Here is a 25824-nt window from a genome sequence, read left to right as displayed (position 1 = left end):
ATCACTCAGTTGTAATGTACTTTTCTCGATAGCAGCACTCCGATAATGACCAAAACAACGCTTATAATCAACGTGTAAACCCAAGACATCGCTGCGCTTAGCCCAAAGTTTTGCGTGGTGAATGCCGTCGAGAAAATCATATCCGTAACTGCGCTGCCCGAGAATGAATCAATAATCGTATAGATGACATTGGTCAAAATGAGCGGGCTAACTAATGGAAATGTGATTTTCCAGAACGATTCATAGGCTGTAGCGCCTTCCATCTTAGCCACCTCATACATGGCACCTGGAACGGACTGCAAAGCAGCTAGAAAAATAAGAATTTGCACGCCAGAGCTTGTAATAATCTCATAGATTCTAGTAATCGCCTGAACGATGTAGTCTACGAACGATAGCGGCAATCCTATTTCACTAAGTATCATGACCATTGACATAATATTATAGGTGGAAGAAGCTTCACCCATTTCACTTACGACCGATGAATCGCCTACTAGATTAATAAGCCCCGCTGTTTCTGCAGCTGAAATCGCATTGGAAGCGAGTATGACAGGCAGGAAAAATATCGCTCTCGCGAGTATTCTGCCACGAAACTTCTGATTAAGCAGCGTAGCAGAGAAAAGGCTGAAAAATAATATCATCGGTACATTCAAAACCATTTCAGAAACGGATTGGGTCAAAATCCGATTGAAGGTAGCATCCACGAACAACGCTTCTTTAAAATTCGCCCAGCCAACCGATTCCAAAATAAACCCAGTCGGTTCCACCGTTAGCTTGCTGAAGCTGAATTTAATGGATTGGATAAGCGGGGTCGCAAACATAAATATGAAGCCCAGCAGCCATGGGAAAATAAATGCTACGCCAAGAAGTGAGCGCTTGTGGCGCAAAGCTAACTTATATCCATTCATTAACGCTCACCTCCTACCCAATAGTTTTGAGCTTCAACTTTGTTTCCGTTAATGCTGACTTGCTTATCTGTGTAATTGACAATAATTGATTTCCCATTGCTGTATTGCATCTCTACGACACCGTCTTGATGGCGAATATGCTTCACCATTTGAGCGTTTCTCACACCGGAGAGCACATCGTTTGCTTCCTTATACATCGACAGCGCTTGATCATACCAGTCTTTGTAATGGGTAGAGAACAGCTTGTCAAAATGAGTGAATTTCAGTTTAGACGATGGTTCATAGCTCCATGAAAAATGCGGCGCTGAGCCAAGCTCTACCGAACGAAGCAGCTGCTGCTGAATATCCTGCTCATCCTCTAAGTTAATCGCACCGCCGGCATAATCGACATATCCATGAATAACCATTTGATAAAATGGAACTTCCTCATCCGTTAGCACGAAGCCGCTGGATGACGTTGGCACATTTATAAGATGATCTGCGAATGGCCATACATAAGCATTTCCGCCCGTAAGCATCGTTTGATCGACGCGCTCATCCACCTTGCTCAGCTCATCCTCAACGATTTTTTTAGCCGTTTCGCGTTGAATGACTCTGCTCGTACGGAAGTCCGAGCTCAGCACGCTGCCAAGGTCCCGCAGCGATATTCCCCTCATGCCAAGCGAATCATACTTCTTCATAAACGTATCAACGAAGTAGGGAAGCTTTGCCGGTGACAACAAATAATACGAGCCTAACAGCATATCCATTCGATTAAGCGCTCGGTTATAAGGATAAAGCTCTGCTTCCTCCCGTGTAACGAACCGCGATGCATCAGAGGATGGAACAAAACCTCCATCATCATGATAAATTTGCTGAAAGGCTACATCTGGGAACAACATCCCGCCGGATTGCTCCAGCTGATTCGCTAGCTTAATAAAGCTGGACTTGCTTCCGAGCTCGCTGTCCACTTTCAGCTTTACTGGTGTCTGATGATTGACGCCGTTGCCGAACCAGCCCGTGTAACGAATGAGCAATCGATTAATCCCATCCGACTTCAGTTGTCCAGCCATTTGTGAGGCTTGCTCAAAGGATGTCATGGCAACGACGGAGCTGTACGGTACACCAAGGAATGATTTCCGCTTGTCGACCGTTCCTAGAATATCCAAATAAAATGGAAGCTTTTCATCATCTTTTAATGGCTGAAGCTTGTTTTCAGCTACAAGCCTGTCACGATAAAGCTCCGCCATTCCTGAATAGCTCGCCTTATCTCCTGAGAGAAAGCTGTACCGAATTTGAATGTCGCCTTTATAAATCTCTTCACTCAACAGCTGGATTTCTTGAATCTTTGAACCAGTGTAAAGCTCAAGCTCATCCTCTCCACGCAATGAGTAGCTGCTGTGAATATAATTGTAGGAATTTTTTTTACCGCTGATATCAGCAGCGATGCTGGCAACAGCATCACCTTCTTCAATCACCGCAAACCACGCTGCGCTTCCTGCCTTCATCCCAAATACCGGCATTCTAGCACTCTCGCTTACTTGACCGCGGCGGTAGCTGTTATCGTTCGGATCAAGGCCATATACTCTTTGTACGTATTGCTCTTCCTTTACCTTGCCGTTGTTTAGATGGATCAAGCTTCCGGTTCCATCCGGCACGAACATATATCCTTCGTTTTCCTTATCTGCAGCGCCAAAGAAATTAAGCATCTCGATGCTGCGAATTTGATAGCCTCCGCTTTCTTTGACCTGATTGACTGGAACGGATGCAACCAGTGAACCGCCATCAATGCGGTATTCCAAAGGAATAACGAAGTTTGGTTTGCTCGATTCGCCGCCGCCTGCAACGCCATTTTCCTCATTGTCGAAAGCGAGATCCTCATCGGAATAACCAGCCTTGACGAATGCCGCCGTCATTTTGCTCAATACAAGCGGCTTGGAAACCTGCGCATCTAGTCTCTCTAATACTTCCTTATTGTCCGCTTTCGGATAATAGCGCAATCCCACATACTTGGCCGTCGGTGCATCCAGCTTGGAGAGCACCTTCTCTTCCAATCGCACTTTGCTTATATACCTTGGCAAGGCATCCACGCCGATTGACGTATCGCCAATCGTATAGGTGATACGAATGCCGTTCTCAATGCTTTCAGCTGTAAACTGCTTATTTGCGATACTTTCCGTGAAGTTGGTGAATGTATCCAGCGTACCGATTGAATCCCGGAACAGTACCGTCAACTGAGAAGACAATATTTCCTTCTCGAAGCCCGATGCGATAGCATCCTCACTCCGATTGGGCGGATTGCTGTACCAGATTTGGCCTTGCCGTTTATCCCTCACAGCGACCTCTGTCGTTTCGGCGCTGTAGTATAACGATAATTCGGAATTGTCCGCTACAAGCTGCATGCCTGGCACACCTTTTGAAGAATCAGGCATTGCCTTAATTGCGGCTCCAGCTTCCAGCTCAGTTGTCATTTTCATATAAGCGGCTGCTTTAACGGCTTTAGCTCCACGACTGGTGAATAGCAATACGGAGCAGACCAAGATACAAATTGCTGCGGTACAGGCCAGCACCGCAACCAGCTTTTTACGATTTTTCACGGGTGCGGCCTCCTTTACGTACGGAAAATGATTTCACGATAAATATTGATAATAAAATCGATAATTTGCTGCATCATACTCAGCACGAGCGTCCCAAGAAATACGATAATGCCCATTACGATTACCGTCAGCAGCATCGTAATAATCGTTTTAAACGCCGAATATTGATGAACCGTCATCGTACCGACAAATAGAAGCGCTAGAAACCAAATGGTGGATATAGACATAACTAAATAATAAAAAGCCGTTTCTTCCTGTACCATAAACCGGCTCGCAATGGTCATGGGCACATAAAGAATGACCATAGGAACAAGCGCATAACCCGTCGCCATAACAATTTCTTTGAATTTACCTTCGCCATCCATTAAGGTTGTAATCGCCCAATTGGATATACACCAAAGAAAGAAAGGAAATACAATCGTAACGAGCTGAGTCAGGCTGTTCAAATGACGTGGATCATTATAGTTCACCAGAAAACCTGCAAACTGATTTTGTAAAATAACAGAAACGATGACAAGCAGCAAAATAGCTAATGCGACCTTTACTTTTCCTTTGCCGTCATACTTCATATCCCAGAAGCCGTCAAAAGGATGAACGATTAAATGCAGCGGAAACTTAATGAAATCCTGTTTCATAGCGATCTGCCCTCCTTAGCGGTTTGCGATGCAAAGTCTGACATCGTAAGCTTCCTCTTTTTCATACGAGAGCTTACCAGCTTGAACGCAAGCCATGCAGCTGCTAGGACGATCAGCATTGTTAGAAAGGTTCCTGAATGTTCCTTCATTACTTCCCTGCGGTACCTTTTGTAAGCTACGGAATAACTATCGCGGTCCATGCCCAGCTTGAAATACTCGAGCGCTTCCCCGTTCTTCCGCTCCATCAGCAATGATTTGCCAATGCCTATATACGCAATATCGTAGTTGCTGTTTAACCGAAGCACTTCTTGCCAAATCGGTACCGCCAGCTTATCCTCACCGGTGTAATGCAGCTTCACCGCCTCGTTTACGCTGGCACCAAACTTCGTTGGCTCAAATACGACAATATTGCTTTTCCCACGATCAAGCACCAGTTGTTTTTCACCCAAATGCTCGACGGCGACCGGTATTTTAAACGTACCGATCTGATTTCCCTTACCGCCATACACATAGAGCAAATCGCCTTCATCATTGTAGGTAAATACTTTGCCTTGATTTCCGTCAAGCACGCTGTACATTCCGTTTTCGAGCACCTTCACATCAATCAGCTTGGAAGGACCAACAGCGCGCCTGAACAAAATATCCCCTAACACATCGAAGTAACCGAAGCGCTTCAGCACATCCTCACCTGATGGATTAAGTCTTTTTACTGGTTCCTTAGAGTCAGGATCGATGTTCGTTGCATAGACAAATCCTTTGGCATCGATATCGATATTCGAAAACTCGGTTGGTATAAACAGCACCATTTGCGCTTTCTGTGCTTTGGTTGAAAGCAAGCGCCATATGACTTCCGTATAGTCCCGCTGCACTTTGTTTGTCCCTACATATCCGATAAACTGGCCTTTCTCATCAAACTGCATGATGCCTTCGTAGATGCCTTGCGCTACGACATAAACCCGTTTGGCTTTATCTACCGTTACCTTTAACGGAATAAATTTAAAATCACTTGCCAAAACATCAGATTTGGGCTGCTCGATTATTCGAAGCATTTCACCGTCGCTCGATAACACGACAACTCGCCCGTTGTCCGTATCCGCAACATAAAGCTGCTCCTCCTCATCAACGAATAGTCCCGACGGATTTTTAAAACCGATCTTTTCTCCGTCCTTCTCGTATTCGTTAATGATGTTTTTCACTTTCCACTGATCATCTAAAATAACGATTCGGCCATTGCCGCTGTCCACAATGTATATGAGCCCGCTTGCAGACACGACCATATCCTTTGGCTCTAAAAAGTCACCGATGCCAATATCAGCTCCGGATATGGAGCGTTTGGGTACATAAGCCGCCGGTGCTGGAACTGCTTCTTCCCAATAGTTATAGTTGTAGCTCTCATATGGCGTCGACGCTGCAGCCGCCGGTGCAGGCGCTGCGGTAATAAACAATAGGGAAGCCGCCGCGATGACGAGAAACCATTTTTTCGCTGACAAGTGCATTCCCCCCCTTTTAATCTTTCATTCCTGAAGTCGCCATCGTTTCAATAATTCGGCTTTGCGAGAAAACGAACAGCGTAATCGGAACGCTCATCAGAATGAGTGCTACTGCTGCCGCCGCTCCTGCGCGAGCAATACCGCCTGCCACAACTTGATTCGCTGCAAAATGCAGCGATTTAAGCTGTTCGCTGTAAATGAAGCCATTCCCATCGCTGCCCCAAAGAATTTGGAAAAGCAAAATAATTAGCGTCAGCCATGCCGGTTTTACATTGGGCATTACGATGGTCCAGAAAATACGATATTCGCTTGCTCCATCAATTTTCGCCGCCTCTAACAGCACATCAGGAATCTGCTCCATAAATTGCTTCATTAAATAGAGACCAAGCGAATAAGCAAAAGCAGGAATGATGACTGCCCAATACGTATCGATCAAGCCTAACCATGACATGATCATATAGTTTGGAATAGCTGTTACGGCTGGCGTAAACATCAAGGATAAAACGACAATGCTGAACATGAAGCTTTTACCTGGAAACTTATGCTTGGCTAGCGGATAAGCAGCTGCCGACGCTAACAGTACATGCCCAATGATTCCCATGCCGGTAATGAAAACCGTGTTGAAAATATACCTTGAAAAAGGAACCCATGAATTGCCTAACAATGCAAATAAATCGATAAAGTTGTTCATGGTCGGGTTTCGAACAAATAATGTCGGAGGAAACATAAATATTTCATCCAACGGTTTAAAGGCATTATTGATCGCATAGATTAGCGGCACGATCATGAACGCACCAAACGCCGTAAGCAAAACAAAAAGCGAGAAGCTGCCCCAGAACGATCGATTTACCCGTTTCCTCGGGATTCGAAAGGAGAAGTTCATGAACTTATTCACCTACCCTGCGAAGAAGTTTTTGAACGATGAGATTCGATCCCACCATAATCATGAATAACACAGAAGCAATGGCAGAAGCGTAACCCATCTCAAAACGGGTAGTACCGAAATCGATTAAGTGAGTAACTATCGTCTCAGCTGCATAGTTGACGCTTGGGAACCCTGCGAGGGCGATTGAAACATCAGCCACTGCAAATGCCGTCGTAATCTGAATGACTGCCCCGAACATCAGCTGCGGCCGCATCGAAGGCAATGTAATGTACCAAAGCTCCTGCCATCGATTCTTCACGCCATCGACTGCGCCAGCCTCATATAATGTCCGGTCAACGGTTTGCAAACCTGCAATAAAAGCAAGGAAACCCGTTCCAAGACTAAGCCAAAGCTGAACAAGAATGATGATCGGCAAAATGTATTCCTCTTTTTTCAACCATTGAAGCGGCTCCAAGATGATGCCCAGCTTCAATAAAAAACCGTTGGCAATACCATAACGATCGCCGGAGAAAATCATCAGCCATATAAAATACACGTTTCCGGATATCGATGGCGCATAAAATACGAGAGTCATTATCGCTCTCAGCTTTGGAGACAGCTCATTAATAATCCATGCAAAAACAAAACATGCGATATAACTAATCGGTCCCGTTATTACAGCGAACAACAGCGTGTTCTTTACGGCAATGAGGAAAACATCATCATCTAGAAATAAGCGCGTATAGTTCTGCCAGCCGACAAACTTTGGAAACTCCAGCATATTGAAGTACGTAAAGCTAAGCACCACCGACACCAAAACCGGCAGTACTGTAAACACGGCGAACAAAACCATGTAAGGCGCCAGCAATATGTAGGAGTGTTTGTTTGCTTTCACTTCCCGCAGCTTCAGGTTCCACCAATTTTGCACGCTTGACCCTCCCTCCATTATTGCGGCAACCCGAACTCTTTTCGTTTCGTCGTAATTTCATCCTGCATATATTGGACATAGTCCATAATCGATTCGCGCGCCTGCACTTGACCAACAACCGTCTTATAGAAGGCATTAAACAAATGCCGGCCTGTGAAATATCCGCCTGGCACTTCCGGCACCCCTTGTACCCATTCAAATTGCGCCTTCAAGTTTTCGTAATCGGCAACCGGCCATGGCAAGCTGTCGAGTGCCTTAATATTGGCAGTTGGATAACGGGCTGCTGCGCCCATCAAACCTTCCATTTCACGACCAAACACCGTTTGTGTCGCTTCGCTGGTCCACCATTTCATGAACTCCCATGATGCTTCCTTGTCCTTCGCCTTCTTCATCATTACGACAGCGCTGCCTCCGCTTGGCACCTCACGATTAATGGAGCCATCCTTCTGGATGGTTCCCGGAACAGGAGCGAAGCCCCACATGCCGCGAATTTCTGGCGCAAATACAGAAAGCTGGTTATAGGTTGTATAATCTGCAATGCCGATTGGCATCTGCCCCGTACGGAAGCGATTGGAGAAATCATATTCCCGTTCTAATTTATAGTCGGTATAAAACTCCGTCCATTGCTTAAATGTTTCAATGCCGATGCGTGAATCCAGATCGGATTCTTTGCCATCATTGCGGTATAGCTGTCCGCCATTCTGAAATAATAGTGCCGCATACATCGAGTTTGGCGGTATGTTTTGCCCTTGAACAGCAGCTTGTGCCACAACTGGCAAACCGAATTGCATATGATTTTTACTTAGAACGGCTAGTAAATTAGAAACTTCATCCCAAGTTTGCGGAATTTCCAGATCCAGCTGATCAAGCACATCCTTACGGTAAAAGAGCATGTTGAACGTTTGTGTTTCCGGCAACGCATAAACCCCGCCATCATAGCTGTATGGAACAACTGCGCTTGGACGGAAACGTTCCCTCACCTCTTCGAAATCAGCAAACTGTGTCAAATCAGTTGAAGCGTTGCGCATCGCAAAGTTAACAGGCAAATCATTTTCAATCTGCATGGCGATGTCGGGACCTTGGCCCGCCAGCGTTGCAGGCAGCAGTGTTCCCATGTTTACCAGCTTCAAGTTGACATTAATGCCGGTAACGGATGTAAAGGTTTCGTCAATCATCGCCTTCATCGTGTTGGCTTGATCCCGTCCGCTTCCGATCCATACGGTAATCGACCTTTGGTCGGCGTCCTCAGAAATATTTCCGATCTGATTGTAATCCGTAAAGAAAGAAGAAATAAAAGTTGCAGATTGATGCTTAAGATTCGCAGCGAAACCCATCCCTTTTTTAGGGAATTTCTTATCTGGTGAAGCGACATACAGCGCATCGATCTCAAGCGGCTGCTGCCTTGCTTGCTGAACCCAAGTTCCTAGTCCGCCCGTGTTTGTCTTGTAGGCTCCAAGCCTTCTTGGAATGGTATCCGGCTTCTCAACCATCTCATCCAATTGCAGTGACATCGTCTTTAGAAGAGCCTCTTGGTCACTGGATTGTCCTGATAATTTGACGAGCTGCGCGGCAATGGTTTTAAGACGTTCACTTTCTTCTTCAAAAACGTTAAGTATGTTGGGAACTTTTTTCTCAATCTGATAATCACGGTATTCATCAGGCTTCGTTCCCGTAATCATCAATATTTTGCGATACATTTCATTCAAATTATAAAGACTGCTTTCAACCTCTCGAATGAGCGGGGCAAACTCGCCTAAACTTACCTCAAGCCTGAGTGTATGCTTTCCTTTTTCCAAGCGGTATAAATAAGGAGACTTTCCACCCATCACATCAAGCCGATAGGAGCTCTTATAACGAAACGCAACCTTTTCCATTTCCTTAAAAGGAACTTCACCGTCAATGGTTAATGTACGAGTTGAATAAATGCCTCTAACGAAGTTTTGCTGCGTTTTAAAGGCAATTTGGTAAAGCCCCGTTTCAGGGACATCAATTTCCCATTCCATCCATTGACCAGGAAGACGCCAATTCAAGCCGCCAATCGTATTAATTTTTATTTTTGAAGAGCTGTAAGGATATACTGCAGCACTTGAACGCTCGCTTAGCGGATACAAGGTAGGTGAAGACTTTGCTGTGGAAGCCTCGCCTTCAATCGTAATCAATTGGCCGCTCGTCGCCTTCATACCATCTGCTTCATACTGCTTAAGCAACTGTTCATAGGGTAGTGGAGCAGGCTGTTGAAATAGTTTCAATTGTTTAACGACCATCGGTTCCCGTGTAGATTCAAGCGTAATCGTATGTTTGCCCTCCGAAAAATAAAATAAGAAAGGTTCATTCTCGTAACCATCGGAATCTTGAAATGTTTTCTCGCTCCATCTCGGCTTCTCCACTTGCTTTGGTCTGAGATCATTGCCTTGATTGTCCTGAACAACTTGAGCTGCTTGATTATCCCAAACACGGTCAAACTGCAGGAAAGCAGCTTCTCTGAACGGACGTTTTCCGTCAATGAATAAATCCCGTTCAATCGCTGAGCTTTTTCCTTCAATGGGATAATAGAGCAAAGAAAGATTATAAAGACCCGCATCAGTCACATCAAATGACCATTCCACTTTGCCCGATTCGCCTGTTAACAAGGAAGATCCGTCCATGCCCTCGTAGTTGTTAAGCTTCTCGAACTCAGCACCCTCTATATGGCTGTAATTGATTGCTTCTAATACGATTTCCCGCTCTGGACGGGCAGCCGCCTCATATTGCGAGACATAATCATGATATTTTTGTTCATTATAAGCCGAGATCTTCGTCGATCCGGATTGAACGGACTCCTCCGTCAGCGCATTATCCGAACTGCCGACTGCATGCGCCTTAGGCACTGACGGAAGCACCATTAAAACTGCCAAAACAAAAGGGACTAGCTTCCTTGCCATATTGGTTAGCCGCAAATTGCTTATCACCAGAGGTCCTCCTTACATGCATAAACGGTTTCTCCGTCCATAGGCGGGGAAGCTCACGTTTGATGGTGAAATATAAGCCCATATATCTTCTAGCATTTATTTTCCTCGTTCTCATACAATCGGGGGAAGTCATGAAAGACGTCCCCCGACCTATACATTAAACCGCTGCCTTCAATTACTTAGAAAGCTTGGCTATGGACGCTTCTGCTTCCGGCTTATACTTCTCTGCAGTCGCAGTCACTGATTGATTATTTACGATAATATCTGTAACGAACTTTCCAGTCGGGAATTCAGGATAAGCATCATCTAGCAAGATTTGGCCTGTGTTCGTAATATGATCACGCTGCATAGCTACATCTTCCTCGTGATTGTAGAGACCTTCCAGCCACTCTTGGCTAGGGAACTCTTCCGTTTGAGTAATATCAAATGTTTCTTCGTAAATTTGGTAAACCAATTGCGCGTCTTTTACGCCTTTTGGAATAAATTTAGCCGCTTGTGCTGGGTTCGCATAAGTAACCTCAGGACTTCCTTGAGGGCCGTTCGGAATAGGCACTACGCCGATATCGAACGTTAAATCACCAATGTTCCATACCGGTGCTTGGAACATCGCTACATCGCCGTCTTTGAACGTGTTGAACTCTTCATAATTCATTCTGTCGCCTGTTTTAATTTTCATAACGTTCTCAACGTTGTATAAACGGTTCATAAACTCTGCCGCTTCAATCGTTTTTGGATCGGTTAAGCCTTGAACGCCTGTTCCTTCGTCAACGATTTTGCCGCCGTTTGCAGCCGTAAAGTTGCGGAAAATATCAATGGACCAGCCAGAGAAGCCATAAACGTCAATTTTTCCGTCATTGTCTGTATCCTTCGTTGCTAGCTTTGCAATTTCCAAAAACTTGTCCCAGTTCCATTGGCCGCCTGTGTAAAGCTCTTGAAGATCCGGAAGGCCAAGCTTTTTGAACAAATCGCGATTGTAGTGCATGGCTGTACCGCCTGAGCCTGGATTGTCAAATGCATATTCGCCGCCAGCTATAGCAGGCGCTTTGGCCATCAAGTTTGCATCGTTGTTGATGTTATTAGCTGAAGTTGTAAACTCGCTGATCGGAAGCAGCTGGCCTTTCAATACAGCCGGCAATGCTGCTTTATATTCCATTTGAACGATGTCTGCGAAAGGCTCACCTGTCAGGACAGTAGCCGTAAACTTCGGCATGTATTCTTCAAAAGGAACGTTTATGAATTCGATTTTCACATTATATTTTTTTTCAACTTCTTCAATTTTAGCGAGACGCTCTTTCTCGGAAGCCGTTGCACCTGCTGGTGTCAAATCCCACCATGCAGCTACTTTAATAACGCGTCCACCCATATCGACAGGTTCTGGTGTTGCTGTGGATTCCTCAGGTGCTGCAGTCGGATCAGTGACAGCGCTTTCTTTTGGAGCGTTATTCGTTCCTTTATTTCCGCCGTTCCCGCCGCTGCAAGCTGTAAGTATGAGCATGAAACATAACACCAAAATGGACAAACCTTGTATTTTTCTCATGACCGAACCTCCCATTTTTACATTCATCAGTTGGTATAAAGTAAAAATCCCCATTTAAAAGCGCTTTCATTCCTAAACTTTGAAAAACCCAACAGCTAACCTCACCGCCTTTTCGTTATTTGATTTCCGTAATTTGTTATTTCTTTTTGCATAACGAATATAACACCAAAAACAAAACTGGTCAATTGTTTTTTATTTGTTATCCAAACGCGCTAATATTTTTAAAAAAATAAGTTAAATTCCGTTTTATCGCTTGTATACCCTTGAAAAAACAGCTATATTTATCTACATAACAAAATAACAAAAAGACAATAATAAAGCATTGAGGTGAATGAACTTCCTAAATAAAACTCTAAATAAAATAATAATGTTTAATGTTTTTTAGCAATAAAAAAACAAGTTTAATTGTTAGTAACAATACGGTAAAATAATGACTAGCATTTCTTCACATATAATAATGGACTTCTTTACATATAGATGGCTTGGCAAACTAACTAATTAAGGTAGGATGAAATTTATGCGCCGGAAGGTAACGATTCAATCAATTGCCGATTACACAGGGTTGTCAAAATTCGCAGTCTCACGAGGGTTATCCGGGAAATCGGGGGTTAGTCCACAAACAAGAGAAGTGATATTAAGAGCTGCAGGACAGCTTGGTTATTTTAAGGACGCGCAGACGCCTCCTGTTTCAAGCGAACTGATGGATACAGAATCACGAAGCTGGTCCGGAACCATTCTAGTGCTTTTCCCAAATGTTCGTTATCAAAATACTGATTCCTTATATTGGGGTCCAATATTTAACGGCATATCTACAAGGCTGAACCAAAAGGGCATTAACATCCTTACATTAACTGAGCCTACTAACGACTCCATGTTCTCACTTTTAAACCCTGAAGCTATTATGGGCATTATTACTGTAGGCTCTATTTCTACCTCTGTGTTGCTTGATATTAAACGGCTCGGCATTCCTGTCGTAATGGTCGATCATTACGATCCAAACTTTCACTGCGACTCGATTTTTACAGACAACTTGTCCAGCATGAGAGAAATAATGAATGCCGTCATTACAAAAGGCTACAAAAACTATCAATTTTTAGGGAATATTAGAGATGCGCAAAGCTTCTATGAACGATTCCTTGGTTTCCGTTCAGCTCTCGAGGACAATGATATTGAACTAAAGCAAATTCCTTCCCTAATGGGACCGGAAATTGAAAACTTTCACGATACATTCAAAGCTGCTATTGAGGAGCATGGTTTACCTGAAGTATTTGTTTGCGCCAATGATATATTTGCCTCTTTTGCGTTAGATACATTAAAAAATATCGGCATGTATATTCCAGAAACGCTCGTTTTCACCGGCTTCGACAATACCCATCCTCAGATTCCTTTTTTGGCTACTGTTAATGTAGATAAGGAGCTGCTCGGCAAACGTGCTGTTGATCAGATGCTTTGGAGAATACTCAACGCAACAACGAGCTACGAGAGGACCCTTATCCAAGCTGAGATTATTTTCAGAAATTAAACATAAAAAGAGGATGACCATCGCGGTCATCCTCTTTTCGCAGTAGTGCTTCGTTTAAAAATCCGTTCGAAATGACGATGCGGGAAGCCCTGCTTTATTATACAAATTAATCGTCGGTGAATCGCTCCAGCCATTTCGTTATTGCAGCACAACACTGTCTACATAAACCGAAGTTGATCCGCTTGAGTTAGTAGGTGAAATGAACTGAACGCCTACTTCACGCACATCACCCAAATTGGCTACTCCAGATAAGCTCATTGAAATCGTAGATGCCCCCGATGAATTGATGTTTACCGTTCCTGAGTCATACCAAGTGTAAGCGGAGCCCGTCTTAATAAACAGCTTCGCCTGCAGGCCGCTGCCAAAGCTTCCCCATGCAGCATGCTTTACTTTAACAGAAACAGAAGATTTTCCGCTGAAATTATTAGCACCCGCATATTGCAAATAAAATTGACCGCCGCCTAACGTAATGTCTGCTTTGAGCGAGCTGCTGCCGCTTGCCGCCCATTCCGTTACAGACCAAGGTCCGCCAGCAACGTTTGATGCCGTCCAGCCTTGTGCATTTCCGCCTTCAAAATCGTACAACGTAGAGCTGCTGCTGCTATTAAACACAGAAGCTTTTGTAGAAGTAGCCCAAATGCCATTTGTTCCGTTAATGACAAGATTGCCCCATGAAGTAAGCGTCTGCCAATCACTTGTCGTCATATCCAGCCACGAATTGGCCGAATCATTTCCTGTCCATGACCATGCCATATAACCAATGCCTTTCGCCTGACTTTGGTTCATCACCTCTTGTGCATTAACTTGACTTCCCAAGTTATTATTGCCGTTGTTGTAGTTATAGCCAAACTCGCCAACCATAACAGCCAACCCTAAATTTTTAATCGCTTGCAGCTCCGTGCCAATCCGAGAAGAATCATTCCATGAGCCGTACATATGAATGGAGAACATGACATTATGATCCGGATCATGAGTGAGGAGCGCGTTGCCGTATGCTTTGATTGGTGAAGAATTTTGTCCCCAGCCTGAGGCGTCAACAATAATCGTATTATGAATTCCAGCATTTCGAATGGTTGAAATAGCCGTCTTGTACGCATCGCGCCAAGCGGTATCCGCAAGATTCCCATCGCCCCATTCATTAGCGATATTAACGAGCACATACTTTTCATTGTTCGTCAAAATCGTTTTAACCGCGCTGCTGGCAAAATAACTAGCCATATTATTTAAAGCAGTTGCGCTGTTAGAGCCTGTTGCATCATGCAGTTCAACAATGGCAACCATGCCGAGCTGTTTGCAACGATCGATAATTTGCTGCAACCGCGATGCCGAACCGCTTGTCGTCCAGACGATTCTAACAGCGTTCACTTTTTTCGAGCTAATCGTGCTCAGAGCATCATACGCCTGCGTATCAAACCATGCGTGAGCGTTATTGACTCCTCGAATGACAAAGTTATTTCCGTTTGCATCCTTCAAATTGTTGCCGCTTACATAAAAACCGTTAGCCGCATGGGTTTGTTCAGTTGCAATAAAAGGCACAACCAAAGCTAGCATAAGCACAAGCATAAACGTCATTTTCAATCTCCTGATCATCATAATAACTAAATCCCTCCAACTGTTTTTTTGTTTTGCAGTCTCGGTTCTTAGTGTTTGATCTGGCTGCCTGTTACTTTAAAGAGGCTGACATATTTATGAGAGCCTATCACCCCCTTTCATCATCTGCTGCTTTCTTCGTTTTCCTTAATCGAGAAACCGCATCAAATTCGAAACCATTTCAGCCGCTTGCTCACGGTTCACAACTGACTTTGCTAAAATGGAATCATTACTTTTAAATGCTGGACTTCCAATAAGCTTGGCGACGCGTTCCAACACTACTGCCGCATCCTGTTTAGTCATGGCTTCGCGCGGACCAAAACTTCCGTTTTCTTTTCCTTTAATAAGCCCGAGCTGTTGAGCTGTTGAAACAGCCTTGGTATACCAGCCATCAATCGGAACGTCGTTAAATGTGTTGCTGGCGGTATCGTCATTCAAATCAAACGCTTGAATAATGATTTGAACAAACTCCGCTCTTGTCACAAGGTCAAGAGGCTTAAATAAACCATTGCCTTTTCCCTGTACGATGCCTCTTGCAGCCAAATAATCGATCGCGTCCTGTCTTGCTGAGGATGAGCCTTTATCCTTGAATGAAACATCTACTGCCGCAGCTGCATATTGACTGAAATGAGTGGGATGAAAAATAACTTTTTTTGTTGTTGCATCGTAATAGCTGTTTTTTACAACCTCAAGCTCACCGTTTTCTTTGATGTGGTATGTCACGATCGTGTTTGGATTTGCGCCTGAGGCTAGTGAATAATCCAAAGCAACTTTTACAGATGCTGCTCTGAATGTAGTTATTCTCTTTCCGTCAATGTCAAGATTCAAATCATAAACCTGCGCGCCACCAAGCTTAGCTTTGGCAAGATCGCTCATTTGGGATGGATCGACAATAGAGAATGTGAACGTAATCGTTGCAGATGTTCCGCTTAAATGGCTTGATATTTCGGATAGTGAAATTGTAATCGCAGCATAACCGATATTCACTTCTATCCGCTCAAGACCTTTGTCTATAGCCTTAGCTATTTGCTCAGCTGGAATATTGACCTTTACCTCCTTAGCTCCTGCTGCTGGAGTCCCGATAACAAGGATTGTACCCTTTTGAGCTTTGGCGACAGCTGCCTCAAACTCCGCGCTATTAAGCTGAATCGTTTGTTTGCCGCTCGATCCCGCTGCAGGCGGCTGGCTTGTGTCTGGATTAGACGGCGTAACGATGGGCTCAGACAAAGTGGTTACTTCAATCTGAGGACCGCCAACGCTCCAAACTCCATCTCGTGTAGCCGCTTCTACTTTAAACGTATATTTTGTACCAGCTGCTAGTCCGCTCACCTCATAGCTGCTGCTGGAGCCATTCACCGCAGCCAGTTGAATACCGTCTTTATAGATCAAATAATTTATGATTTCCTGCTCGCTTGATGCACCGCTCCATGACAAGGTGGCGCTCGTTTGATTGACATTTGCTGCTTGTAACTCAGCATTGATCCACTCTGGCGCTTTCAAGCCATAGGTTGACAAGTTGCTCGGCAGCTCATCGAGCGTAATGACATATTCATGGTTGAAGACATGAGTAAGATGCTCGGCCGTATTATAAATACCGTTTCTAATAAAATCACCCGTCCATGTGCTGAACCAGCTCCAGTCTGCACCATATAAAGGCAGCAAATCAGGATCTGGAATCGTTCCGGTCTCCGGAAGCGAAACAAGCTTGCGATCCTTGACGACCTCTACTAGACGATCATATTTATTAATATTTGGGCTATAATCGCCTGCTTGGTTGTAAATGTCGGTGCTAATAATATCAACCACATCATCTCCTGGATACCAGTCGGATGACACGGAGTTCCACACCCAAATCAAATTGTTCAATTGATGCTCGTTTGTTAACCGCTCATACATCAATCGATATAGCTGCTTGGCGGACTCTGGTCCTTTGGCGCCCCACCAGAACCAGCCTCCCTCTGCCTCATGCAGCGGTCTCCATAGAACAGGAATATTCGCATCCTGAAGCCTCTTCAACTGAATGGCAATCACATCGATGTCACTGAGCAGCAGCTTATACTCCTCTGAATCCGGATGACTAAGCGCATACTCAACATCAAACGTTGTGGAGTCGGTGTAGAAGGCTCTCCACCATTCTTTGCCCGGCACATCGATTAAACCGTTTGGCGAATTCCAATGCCAGCAAAGGGATACGATCCCGCCTCTTTCCGCCCACTGCATCATTTTTTCTGTTTCCTCTGACTTCGTTCCATGAGCTACCCGAGTAGGTGAATAGTCGATAAGGTCGAAGGAAACCATCGCTGGATGCTTACCGGTTTTTTCATAAATCCACTCCGCATCAGATAATTCCTGCTGGCCGGAAATGATGTTTTTGCCGTAGTTATCAACTAAATAATTCATGAGCGCACGCGCTTCCCTTGTTGCATTTGGGTTGATTAACGACTTTGGAACCTGATGCTCTTTATTCTCGATAGGCATTGGAGTGAGCTTTATATAATCAATGTCATACCAACTCCAATTGGCATCAAAGGTTATCGTGTTGTTTCCTGCATTCAAAAAAACCTTACCTGCCGATATTTCAACAAATCCAGCTGATTCATTAAGATCAACTTCAAACCCTGAAGCCCCGGCTTCATTTTTATTAACGGTTATTAGCGTTTTTTTGAAGCCGTAAGAAGCTCTGTAACCAAAATCCAGCGTATAAAAGCCTTCAGCAGGAGCCGATACATTTAACTCAACAGATCCTCCAGGAATAAAAACATAACCGTCGCCGGAATAGCCGTTTCCAGTTGAGCGTATTTCTGCTCCACCCGCCAAAATCCCCGCTTCCGCTTCATATTGGCTAGTATCTGGCACAATAACGGTATCCGCGGATTCAAGCGAAATGTATTCGATGCCATAATAACCCCAGCCTCTTTCAAAGCGAATCGTATTGTCACCTTGCTTGAGCATTATTTTCCCCGCGGAAGCTTCTGATGAAACAGAGCCTGCTTCCGCAATCGCAGGCAGCTCAATCTCACCGTTGCTCTGACCGTTTACGAGCAGCGACGTTACCTTCCGTCCATAAGGCGAGAAATAACCAATGTTCAGCTTATATAAGCCAGTTACTGCTGCTTGAACATGAAAGGTGGCAGCTCCCGAATCACCAGTGAAAAATGAAATGTAACCGTTTCCAACATATTGAATGTCACCACCTGCAGTTGTAGTTAAAAATTGTGCAGCGCCCTCTACTTCTGCACTTGCTGCTTCATATTTAAAATCAGATGCAGTCGCGTTTACATAAGGGTAGAGAGGAATGGCCCCCATAACAAACGTTAGGATCAAAGCATAAAACAAAACCTTCCGTGTTCCCCATCGATAATTAAAATCCATTTCATTCGTCACCTCTAATTCATAATGATGAAGCTATGCTTTTGGGACGTGCCGCCTTGCGATAGTATAATCAGCCCCGCCGGAAAACGCTTTCAAAAATGAATCACCTCCTTTCTACATTTAGTAGACGTAAGTAGCTAAGTTACATGAACAGGAGCATCTTGCTGCATGGGTAAATTTACAAGCAGCGTTTCGTTATTGAGAAGATAACATAAATAACATTATTTTTGCAATACAAATAATAAATAACTTTATAATAACAATTTATATTTTTGTTATTGTCGAATTTAGCCGTATAAATGCTGCACTTTGTCTCATTTGCTAGCTCAAACGAATAACAATTTTCATAAACCTTGCAAACAAAACCTACCCTTTCGACTAAAGTCTAGGTAACAATTAGACCAATGACTGATTTGATGAAATGGCGATTCCATTAAAGTTAAGAGGAAATAAATTACATATTACTTGAAAGGATGGAAATCAATGATGTTGATGTTTCAACAAAGAAGGAAAAGTAGAAAAGCTTGGGCACCCGCCCTGCTCGCAGCGACGATCGCCTTTTCTGCCATCTCATTTCCTGCAAAGAGCGTTGAGGCAGCAGGTGCAACTGGCCCCAAGGATGCTAAGGAAGTTGAGGCGTTTGTCGATGAGTTCTTTAAACGTCCAGAGGTTGCGAGCTCGCTAGCTGGAAGTGCAGTGGTAGTGGTGGGCAATGATAAAGTACTGCTGAACAAAGGTTATGGTTATGCCGATGTGGAGAGCAAGAAACCTGTTGATCCTGATAAAACCATGTTCAGAATAGCTTCCATATCCAAAGTATTTACAGCAACAGCCGTCATGCAGCTCGTAGAAGAAGGCAAAATAGACTTGGATCAGGATGTGAGCCCCTATTTGAAAGGTGTGACGATTCCCAATAAGACCGGCAGCAAACTAACGATGCGACATTTATTGACTCACACAACAGGTTTCGACAAAACAGATGTGTTGACTGCTCCAGATGCGACCCGCAAAGACTATCCTCTCGAACAATATATTAAAGAGAATTTACCTACCATCGTGCGCAAGCCGGGAGCGGCTTATCGCTATGATAATTTAGCTTTCAATTATCAAGGATTAATCGTGCAAAATGTGACAGGCAAGCCATTCGAACAAGTCATTAATGAACAAATATTCCATCCGCTGCAAATGACAAACAGTGATTTCCGGATGACGGATAAAGTGCTGGAAAACCTTGCTACCGGCTATAACCAATTAAAGGAGCCTTGGCCGCAATACCAGCTCACGCCTACAATAGCGCCAGACGGGGGCATGTTCGCAACAGGCACGGATATGAGCAAATTTATGCTCGCTCAATTAAATGGCGGCAAGCTTGGCGAAAATCGTATTTTACAGGAAAATACAGTTAAGGAGATGCAGCGGGTACAGGTTGGCATTCATTCAGAAATTCCGAACATGGCTTTAGGTTTTGAGATGTTTTTCCAAGAACATTTCAATGGCGAGACTGTCATTGGAAAGGGCGGAGATTTGGAGGGCTATCATTCGTGGATGTGGCTGCTGCCTGAACAAAAGGTAGGCGGATTTGTTGTAACGAACAGCGATGCCAGCGATATACGTGAGCAGCTGTTCGCCGCGTTTATGGATCATTATTACCCTAAAACTGAGAAAGAGCGGCCAGCCATTGCACTAACCAAGGCACAATTAGCACGCTTTGAAGGCAGCTACCAGTATTTGCGCGCCCCGCTCGTTTATTACAAAGTAAAGGCGGAAGATGGTTATTTATCCGTTGCCGGACCCAATAGCACCAGGAAACTAAAACCCGTTGGCGAGCTGCTGTTCCAAGATGAAGATGGAAAACTTGGCGCATTTAAAAGAGATGAAGCTGGCAATATCTCATACTTTTATTATTTACTTATTGATGCTTGGTGTGAACGTATAACCCCATCACCTAACTATTCTGATGTACCGCGCAATCATCCGTATGCCGATGACATTTATACTTTACGTGATTTGGGCGGGGTTTTAAATCAAACGTCTACCCTTTTCGAACCAGAAGGAAACACGACTCGTGCACAATTCGCAGCTCAGATTGTACGACTAGCTGGTATTACCAAATCACACCAATCCTCTAAATTCACGGATCTAAAGGCTCATCCATATGAATCAGAAATTCAAACACTGCTAGAGATTCACGTATTAAGTGGTACTTCAGCCCAGAGGTTTGAACCAGACCGAACGATCACAAGGGAAGAAGCTGCTGTCATTATCTATCGATTATCACGTTTTCTTGGTTTCCCTCCCATTCCAGCGAAACTGAGCGGCAAGACTTCAGCTTGGGCCGAAGAAGCGGTTCAATTCATTGTTGGAGCTCGCTTATATGGACCAGAAATAAAAACGACAGATAAAGGTACTGATTTCCGTTCGAGAGATCCGCTGCTCAATAAGGAAGCTGCTGTGATTTTAAACCGTTTCGCTAAATTATTTGCGTCAAGTGCAGGCATCTAATACAAAAAAAGACTGCGTAGTCGCCCTTCATCAAGGCGGACTATGCAGTCTTTTTTTGTATAAACGTTAGTTGTAACGAAAGCAGTACAACATACGGATCACTCAATCATTCATTAATGCTTCTAAGGAATAAGCTCATCACCGTTCATAAACGTTTGCAAGTCTTGATCCGCCTTCGATTGGTTGCAAGCATTGCAAGCACAGACACAATTAACCGGCGTTGTATGCCCGCCCTTAGCGCGCGGCAGCATATGATCGATCGTATCACCCTGCTCCCCGCAAAAATAACAAATGTGATGGTCACGCTCCAAGATGTAGCGCCGGAATTCCTTATTGCTGAACAATCGGCGTATCGTATAGCGATTGACGATAACCGCAGCATGCTCCTTTACCAGCGTTATCGCAAGCTCTGGCTCAATTTCTTGATACCATCGCCGTCCTTTATCCGTCTTGCCTCTCATCCAAATCGTACCTTGACGCGTAGGTTTTAGTGCTGCCGGATCATTCTGCAGCGTTATGGATGTCATCGGTGGAACCGGGAATGGTTTGCTGGGATGAGCTTTTCTTCGTATTGCTTTATAATCATTAAGTTGAACATCAGGCAATGGAGCTAAAGCCGCTTTCGCCTGCCTGCAAGCTCGGCATGCACCGCGCCTTGCACCAGCGCCGGCTCGTTTGCCCGTTCGCCGCAGAAACTCAGAGAGCGGTTTCGTTTCCTTGCAAATGGCGCATGGTTTGGTAGCAAGAGGTTCTGTATCATCCATCATTTTTTCCGGAGCATATGATTAGCTACGCAGCCGAATTCGTCCCCTCGTGTTTTTATACTATTGTAGCATTAATATAGGTTCGAGGGGAAAATAGCACATAACCTATGATTCCAATAAACCGTATTTCCTCTTGAAGCGCTGCAAAATGGCAATCCAGCTGCTCCCAAACACGGCGAGGAAAAAAACATTGGACAGCGCATGCGCAAGATCAAAATAAAAGCTTTGAATGTAGGCAACAAAAATCAAATTCCAGCTCAGCGCGTCCGGCAATCCGATGATAAACCAAATATTCATAATCCAGCCAAACAAGAAGCCCCATCCAAAACCAAATACGAGCAAGCCGGTCTTTGTTTTGATGAGCCAAGTATTTCGCAGCCACCCCGCGCTAGCCCCGATCATCCCCCAGCAAAACATTTGCCATGGCGTCCACGGGCCCTGACCTAGAAAGATATTCGATACGACTGCAGCTATTGCGCCGATAATGAAGCCCGATTCAGCTCCAAACACAATCGCAGCAATAATGATCACGAAGGATGTGGGCTGAACGCTCGGCAGCGGCGCAAACGGTACGCGGCTAATGGCCGCAATGGCCGCCAGCACAGCAAGGATAACAATCTCGCGCGCTTCGATCTTCCGTCTCTCAAACCTTGCAAAAAAAGGAATCATCGTGACAAATAGCAGCACGATACTTAGCATTAAATAATGATCATCGGAAATGGCAGAGGATAAGGCCATAGCTGCGATGAACAGTCCAATGCTGGCAATGAACCAGAGCTTTATTTTGCCCACGTTGCAATCACATCCTCTGTCGTCAGCGCTTCTGGCAGCCATTCACGCACCGTTCGATTGATGGCTGTTGTGTAAAAATAATTAGTACCAAAAAATTGCGCCGGCTCCGACTCAGCAGATATTGCTCCATCAAACAGCATCGCGCAGCGCGTTGCATGCTCGGCAGCAAATTCAATATCATGTGTGACCATGACTATGGTTTTGCCTGCATGGCATAACTGCTGCAGCAGCTCCGCTGTTCGCTGCTTGGCTATGGGATCAAGCCCCTTTGTCGGCTCATCCAAGCATAGAACATCCGGCTCACCAAGCAGCACTAAGGCTAACGCCGCTCTCTGCTGCTCTCCTCCGCTCAAATCATAAGGATGCTTCGGCAAAATAGAGGAAATCTGCAGGGAATCGACAACCTGAGCTATTTTCCGATCCCGATCATCGAGTTTGGCGTAATCCGCCATTCGCTGAAGCTCCTCTTCAACTGTATCGTAGCTAAAATAAAGCAGTGGATTTTGCGCCAAATAACCAACTTTAATCGATTTATCCCGCTTCAGCTTGCCTCGCTGCGGCTTTAATAATCCGGCCATCATTTGCAGCATCGTTGTTTTTCCAGCCCCGTTGCCGCCAAGCACCGCCAAAAACTCATACTTGTACACGTTAAGCGACAGCTTCTTCAACACCTCTGCACTCGCTTTTTCGTATTTAAACGTTATTTCATCACAAGCAAGCAGCCATTCCTTTTTTTCGAGCTCGCTGCTTTCGTTGATTACTGAATGATTTGCGCCTATTGTATGTACGCCGAAAACATTGGAGAGCCACTTCTTCCCTTCACGCACGGTAAGCGGAATTTGATTTGCTTCTGGTAGGCTGCCAGCCTTCTGGGCAGATAGAAACAGCTTCGTAACGGAAGGCAGGTATGGCATTTCTTTCTGCGCTGCATCAACACCAACGAGCCGGCATAGCTCTCTCGGCGGCGCGTCGTATTTCACTTTGCCTTCCTCCAGCAGAATGATTCGATCTGCAAGTGGAATAACATCCTCCAGCCGATGCTCGCTTATAATAACCGTCATCGACATTTCCTGATTCAGCCGATAAATAAACTGCAGAAAATCTCGCGCCGCTACCGGATCAAGCTGAGAGGTGGGCTCATCTAATAGAAGCAGCTTTGGCTGCAGCAGCAATACTGAAGCAAGATTGATCAGCTGCTTCTGTCCCCCCGATATTTCATGAACGGATTTGTTAATCAGCTCATCCAGCCCAAAGAAATGGCTCATTTCGGCTAGTCGTTTACGCATAACCGCTTGCCCATAGCCGACATTTTCCATGGAAAAAGCCAGCTCATGCCATACCTGATCCATCACAATTTGATTTTCAGGGTTTTGAAACACCATGCCGATCTGTTCAGCCGCCTCGACCGCAGGCAGTTCCTCTAGCAATACACGATTATACTTAATGGTGCCTGAGCGTTTCCCCGTAGGCTGCGTTTCTTTTTTCAAGTGCCGAAGCAGCGTCGTTTTGCCGCAGCCGGATGCCCCACAAAGGACGACAAAATCGCCTGGCTTGATATTTAAAGTAATGTTATCGAGTGCTGCAACCGTTGATTCCGGATAATGGAACGTCAATTGATCAACCTGAATTACTTCCATGACCTTCTCTCCATTTCTTCAAGTACGACTGGTGTTAACAGAAAGGCGCAATAGCAAGCGTATGCAATGCCTTCCCCCCTATGAAACTGCATTGTTTCCAGACGCGGGTAAATAGTAAGCACACCAAAACCTTGCATCCAGCCCCAAATGCATACTAGTGCCATTGCTCCAAGAAACAATAGAACATACCAATCTCTACGATCCATACGATAGATGACATAAGAGCTTCGTTTAGCTGCGCCATACCCTCTAGCTTTCATAGAATCAGCGGTCTGAAGCGCCTCCTCCAAGGACCAGGTCAACAGCACACGAACGAGCAGCATGCCATCCTTGCTCCGTTTTTTCAAGCTGCCTTCGAGAATCGAAACCCCTTTTATTCGTTGAACCGTAGTAATTTGATCCAGTCTCCGCAAGAAAAGCGGTACGAACCGAATCGACATCGAGGTTAGCAGTGCAGTTCGCGGAGCGACTCGTGAAAATAAATACATCCATTTCTCCGTCGTAACAATCTGCTGAAACGATACAAAGGCTAGTAAAATGCACAATAAAGAGAGCATCATCGTCACACCATATAAAATAGCTTCCAACGTGATCGGCTGATCCATAAAATAAAATAAAATATGCCGCCCGCGATGAGAAAACAGCGGGTTAAGAACAGCAACTAAACCGCCCATTAGAACATAATAAGGAAGCAGCTTAAGCAGCCGCTTCCCTTCGCCATGAATGACAATAATTACCGTAATCGCAGCAAGTGACGTCAATAAGAAAACAGGATGAAATAAGAGCATGCCGAATGTAATGACTCCTGCATAATAACTGAAGCTCGTAACCGGATGTACCGAACCGAACGCACTATTCATCGAATTTTGCTCCTATATCCTCGCCAAGATCAGTCGTGTACAACCATTCAATAACATCACCTTCATTAACCTTGTAAACCCCGGCGCCCTTGTTAGGAAACTCACCGTTTACTCGGTACATCCAGCCGCTCTTCGCACCCAGATCGAATTCGTAAATATTATCGATGCCTTCGATATAAGCACCGCCTTTAACACCTCTGTATTCCATTTGTATTTTGTTTTTTCTCGTAATTTTCTTCAATACATCTAGAACGGTATCGTCCTTCTTGAACTCTACGGCTGTTGGTGCAAGCACCGTTCCCGTATCTTTGTCCGCGACAATTGAAATCGTAACCGTCTGCATAGGATTCGGCGTTGCAACAGGCGTGACGGGCTTCGCAGTAGCCGCACTGTCTGTTTTGGTTGGTTTCGCAGAAGTAGTAGGCTTCGTTTTTGGATCATCCAGTTTTGGCTCATTTGTCTGCTTCGGCTTCGGGGAAGGCGTTGCTTGCTTACCGCCAGCGTTGTCGGTTGCCTTCGCGTTATCTTGATCTTTATCTTCGCTAGGCAACTGCGTTGCCTCTGCCGTTTCTGATGCTGAAGTACTCGTTGGCTGCTCATCAGCGGCTTTCTCCGCTTCTTTTCCCACTTGTCCTTCGTTGCTGGTTTGCACTTGATTGGTATTGGAATTAACGCTTTGTGCCGGACTGGCACAGCCAGCTAATAAACCAATAAACAGCCATAGGATGATTAAGCTTGGTAACCATTTCTTGTAGATCTTTGCCATCGTCTCTTTTCTGCTCCTTTTTGTCTCATTCACACAAACCTTAACAATAAAAAAAAGACCCCCTTCTATTAGGGGATCTGCATGCCGAATGTAAGAATAGCAACCGTATATAACTAAAATATATGATGCGTCCTG

Annotated in this window: 17 protein-coding genes; 2 read left to right on the top strand and 15 right to left on the bottom strand. The window is 44.8% G+C overall.

What is annotated here, in order from left to right; translation table 11 throughout:
• Positions 1-5 precede the first annotated feature (5 nt).
• The 8 genes from AC1DOV_RS11370 to AC1DOV_RS11335 form a co-directional block, all read right to left on the bottom strand.
• Positions 6-905, bottom strand: a complete 900-nt coding sequence (locus tag AC1DOV_RS11370; protein WP_441881623.1) for a carbohydrate ABC transporter permease — start codon at positions 903-905, stop codon at positions 6-8.
• Positions 905-3481, bottom strand: a complete 2577-nt coding sequence (locus AC1DOV_RS11365; RefSeq protein WP_477549976.1) for a DUF5696 domain-containing protein — start codon at positions 3479-3481, stop codon at positions 905-907. The genes AC1DOV_RS11370 and AC1DOV_RS11365 overlap by 1 nt, the downstream gene beginning before the upstream one ends.
• Positions 3482-3495: 14 nt before the next feature.
• Positions 3496-4116, bottom strand: a complete 621-nt coding sequence (locus AC1DOV_RS11360; protein WP_339203708.1) for a Yip1 family protein — start codon at positions 4114-4116, stop codon at positions 3496-3498.
• A complete protein-coding gene (locus AC1DOV_RS11355) occupies positions 4113-5612 on the bottom strand; it encodes an NHL repeat-containing protein (RefSeq protein WP_477549975.1) in 1500 nt (499 codons plus the stop codon). Before AC1DOV_RS11355 ends, AC1DOV_RS11360 begins: the two co-directional genes overlap by 4 nt.
• A 10-nt stretch (positions 5613-5622) precedes the next feature.
• Positions 5623-6489: a carbohydrate ABC transporter permease gene (locus AC1DOV_RS11350; RefSeq protein WP_076266688.1), complete on the bottom strand. Its 867-nt coding sequence runs from the start codon at positions 6487-6489 to the stop codon at positions 5623-5625.
• A gap of 4 nt (positions 6490-6493) precedes the next feature.
• Positions 6494-7417 carry a carbohydrate ABC transporter permease gene (locus AC1DOV_RS11345; RefSeq protein WP_076266687.1) on the bottom strand — a complete coding sequence of 308 codons (924 nt, stop codon included), beginning with the start codon at positions 7415-7417 and terminating at the stop codon, positions 6494-6496.
• Complete coding sequence (locus AC1DOV_RS11340; protein WP_477550051.1) at positions 7417-10320, bottom strand: extracellular solute-binding protein; 2904 nt, start codon at positions 10318-10320, stop codon at positions 7417-7419. The genes AC1DOV_RS11345 and AC1DOV_RS11340 overlap by 1 nt, the downstream gene beginning before the upstream one ends.
• Before the next feature lie 202 nt (positions 10321-10522).
• Complete coding sequence (locus tag AC1DOV_RS11335; protein WP_477549974.1) at positions 10523-11884, bottom strand: ABC transporter substrate-binding protein; 1362 nt, start codon at positions 11882-11884, stop codon at positions 10523-10525.
• A gap of 517 nt (positions 11885-12401) precedes the next feature.
• On the opposite strand from AC1DOV_RS11335, the gene AC1DOV_RS11330 reads away from it, so the two are divergent.
• Positions 12402-13406, top strand: coding sequence for a LacI family DNA-binding transcriptional regulator (locus AC1DOV_RS11330; protein ID WP_339203713.1), 1005 nt, complete (start codon positions 12402-12404; stop codon positions 13404-13406).
• Between the two features lie 138 nt (positions 13407-13544).
• Here the strand turns inward: AC1DOV_RS11330 and AC1DOV_RS11325 are convergent, their stop codons facing one another.
• Positions 13545-14999 carry a cellulase family glycosylhydrolase gene (locus AC1DOV_RS11325; protein WP_477549973.1) on the bottom strand — a complete coding sequence of 485 codons (1455 nt, stop codon included), beginning with the start codon at positions 14997-14999 and terminating at the stop codon, positions 13545-13547.
• Positions 15000-15143: 144 nt separating this feature from the next.
• Positions 15144-18368: a glycosyl hydrolase gene (locus AC1DOV_RS11320; protein WP_477549972.1), complete on the bottom strand. Its 3225-nt coding sequence runs from the start codon at positions 18366-18368 to the stop codon at positions 15144-15146.
• 483 nt (positions 18369-18851) lie between these two features.
• On the opposite strand from AC1DOV_RS11320, the gene AC1DOV_RS11315 reads away from it, so the two are divergent.
• Positions 18852-20870: a serine hydrolase gene (locus tag AC1DOV_RS11315; protein WP_477549971.1), complete on the top strand. Its 2019-nt coding sequence runs from the start codon at positions 18852-18854 to the stop codon at positions 20868-20870.
• Positions 20871-20992: 122 nt separating this feature from the next.
• On the opposite strand, the gene AC1DOV_RS11310 is transcribed toward AC1DOV_RS11315, so the two are convergent.
• From AC1DOV_RS11310 to AC1DOV_RS11290, 5 genes are all read right to left on the bottom strand, one after another.
• Positions 20993-21637, bottom strand: coding sequence for an HNH endonuclease (locus AC1DOV_RS11310; RefSeq protein WP_477511735.1), 645 nt, complete (start codon positions 21635-21637; stop codon positions 20993-20995).
• Between the two features lie 102 nt (positions 21638-21739).
• Positions 21740-22426, bottom strand: a complete 687-nt coding sequence (locus tag AC1DOV_RS11305) for an ECF transporter S component (protein ID WP_441881654.1) — start codon at positions 22424-22426, stop codon at positions 21740-21742.
• Complete coding sequence (locus AC1DOV_RS11300; RefSeq protein WP_441881657.1) at positions 22414-24063, bottom strand: ABC transporter ATP-binding protein; 1650 nt, start codon at positions 24061-24063, stop codon at positions 22414-22416. Before AC1DOV_RS11300 ends, AC1DOV_RS11305 begins: the two co-directional genes overlap by 13 nt.
• Entirely contained in the window at positions 24054-24923 is an 870-nt protein-coding gene (locus AC1DOV_RS11295; RefSeq protein ID WP_430054306.1) for an energy-coupling factor transporter transmembrane component T, read from the bottom strand. Before AC1DOV_RS11295 ends, AC1DOV_RS11300 begins: the two co-directional genes overlap by 10 nt.
• Positions 24916-25689, bottom strand: coding sequence for a DUF4430 domain-containing protein (locus AC1DOV_RS11290; RefSeq protein WP_477511732.1), 774 nt, complete (start codon positions 25687-25689; stop codon positions 24916-24918). The genes AC1DOV_RS11295 and AC1DOV_RS11290 overlap by 8 nt, the downstream gene beginning before the upstream one ends.
• Between the last annotated feature and the right edge of the window lie 135 nt (positions 25690-25824).

It is taken from the genome of Paenibacillus sp. 01T47, from assembly GCF_056398245.1.
The sequence above is the reverse complement of the archived record's forward strand: the minus strand, read 5'-3'. Positions and strand labels throughout refer to the sequence as shown.

Bases quoted from the DNA above. Each gene is read 5' to 3' on its own strand.
- AC1DOV_RS11310 (WP_477511735.1), bottom strand. From the start codon at position 21,637: ATGATGGATGATACAGAACCTCTTGCTACCAAACCATGCGCCATTTGC.
- AC1DOV_RS11320 (WP_477549972.1), bottom strand. From the start codon at position 18,368: ATGGATTTTAATTATCGATGGGGAACACGGAAGGTTTTGTTTTATGCT.
- AC1DOV_RS11345 (WP_076266687.1), bottom strand. From the start codon at position 7,417: ATGGAGGGAGGGTCAAGCGTGCAAAATTGGTGGAACCTGAAGCTGCGG.
- AC1DOV_RS11350 (WP_076266688.1), bottom strand. From the start codon at position 6,489: ATGAACTTCTCCTTTCGAATCCCGAGGAAACGGGTAAATCGATCGTTC.
- AC1DOV_RS11290 (WP_477511732.1), bottom strand. From the start codon at position 25,689: ATGGCAAAGATCTACAAGAAATGGTTACCAAGCTTAATCATCCTATGG.
- AC1DOV_RS11360 (WP_339203708.1), bottom strand. From the start codon at position 4,116: ATGAAACAGGATTTCATTAAGTTTCCGCTGCATTTAATCGTTCATCCT.
- AC1DOV_RS11340 (WP_477550051.1), bottom strand. From the start codon at position 10,320: ATGGCAAGGAAGCTAGTCCCTTTTGTTTTGGCAGTTTTAATGGTGCTT.
- AC1DOV_RS11315 (WP_477549971.1), top strand. From the start codon at position 18,852: ATGATGTTGATGTTTCAACAAAGAAGGAAAAGTAGAAAAGCTTGGGCA.
- AC1DOV_RS11325 (WP_477549973.1), bottom strand. From the start codon at position 14,999: ATGATGATCAGGAGATTGAAAATGACGTTTATGCTTGTGCTTATGCTA.
- AC1DOV_RS11370 (WP_441881623.1), bottom strand. From the start codon at position 905: ATGAATGGATATAAGTTAGCTTTGCGCCACAAGCGCTCACTTCTTGGC.
- AC1DOV_RS11330 (WP_339203713.1), top strand. From the start codon at position 12,402: ATGCGCCGGAAGGTAACGATTCAATCAATTGCCGATTACACAGGGTTG.
- AC1DOV_RS11300 (WP_441881657.1), bottom strand. From the start codon at position 24,063: ATGGAAGTAATTCAGGTTGATCAATTGACGTTCCATTATCCGGAATCA.
- AC1DOV_RS11355 (WP_477549975.1), bottom strand. From the start codon at position 5,612: ATGCACTTGTCAGCGAAAAAATGGTTTCTCGTCATCGCGGCGGCTTCC.
- AC1DOV_RS11295 (WP_430054306.1), bottom strand. From the start codon at position 24,923: ATGAATAGTGCGTTCGGTTCGGTACATCCGGTTACGAGCTTCAGTTAT.
- AC1DOV_RS11335 (WP_477549974.1), bottom strand. From the start codon at position 11,884: ATGAGAAAAATACAAGGTTTGTCCATTTTGGTGTTATGTTTCATGCTC.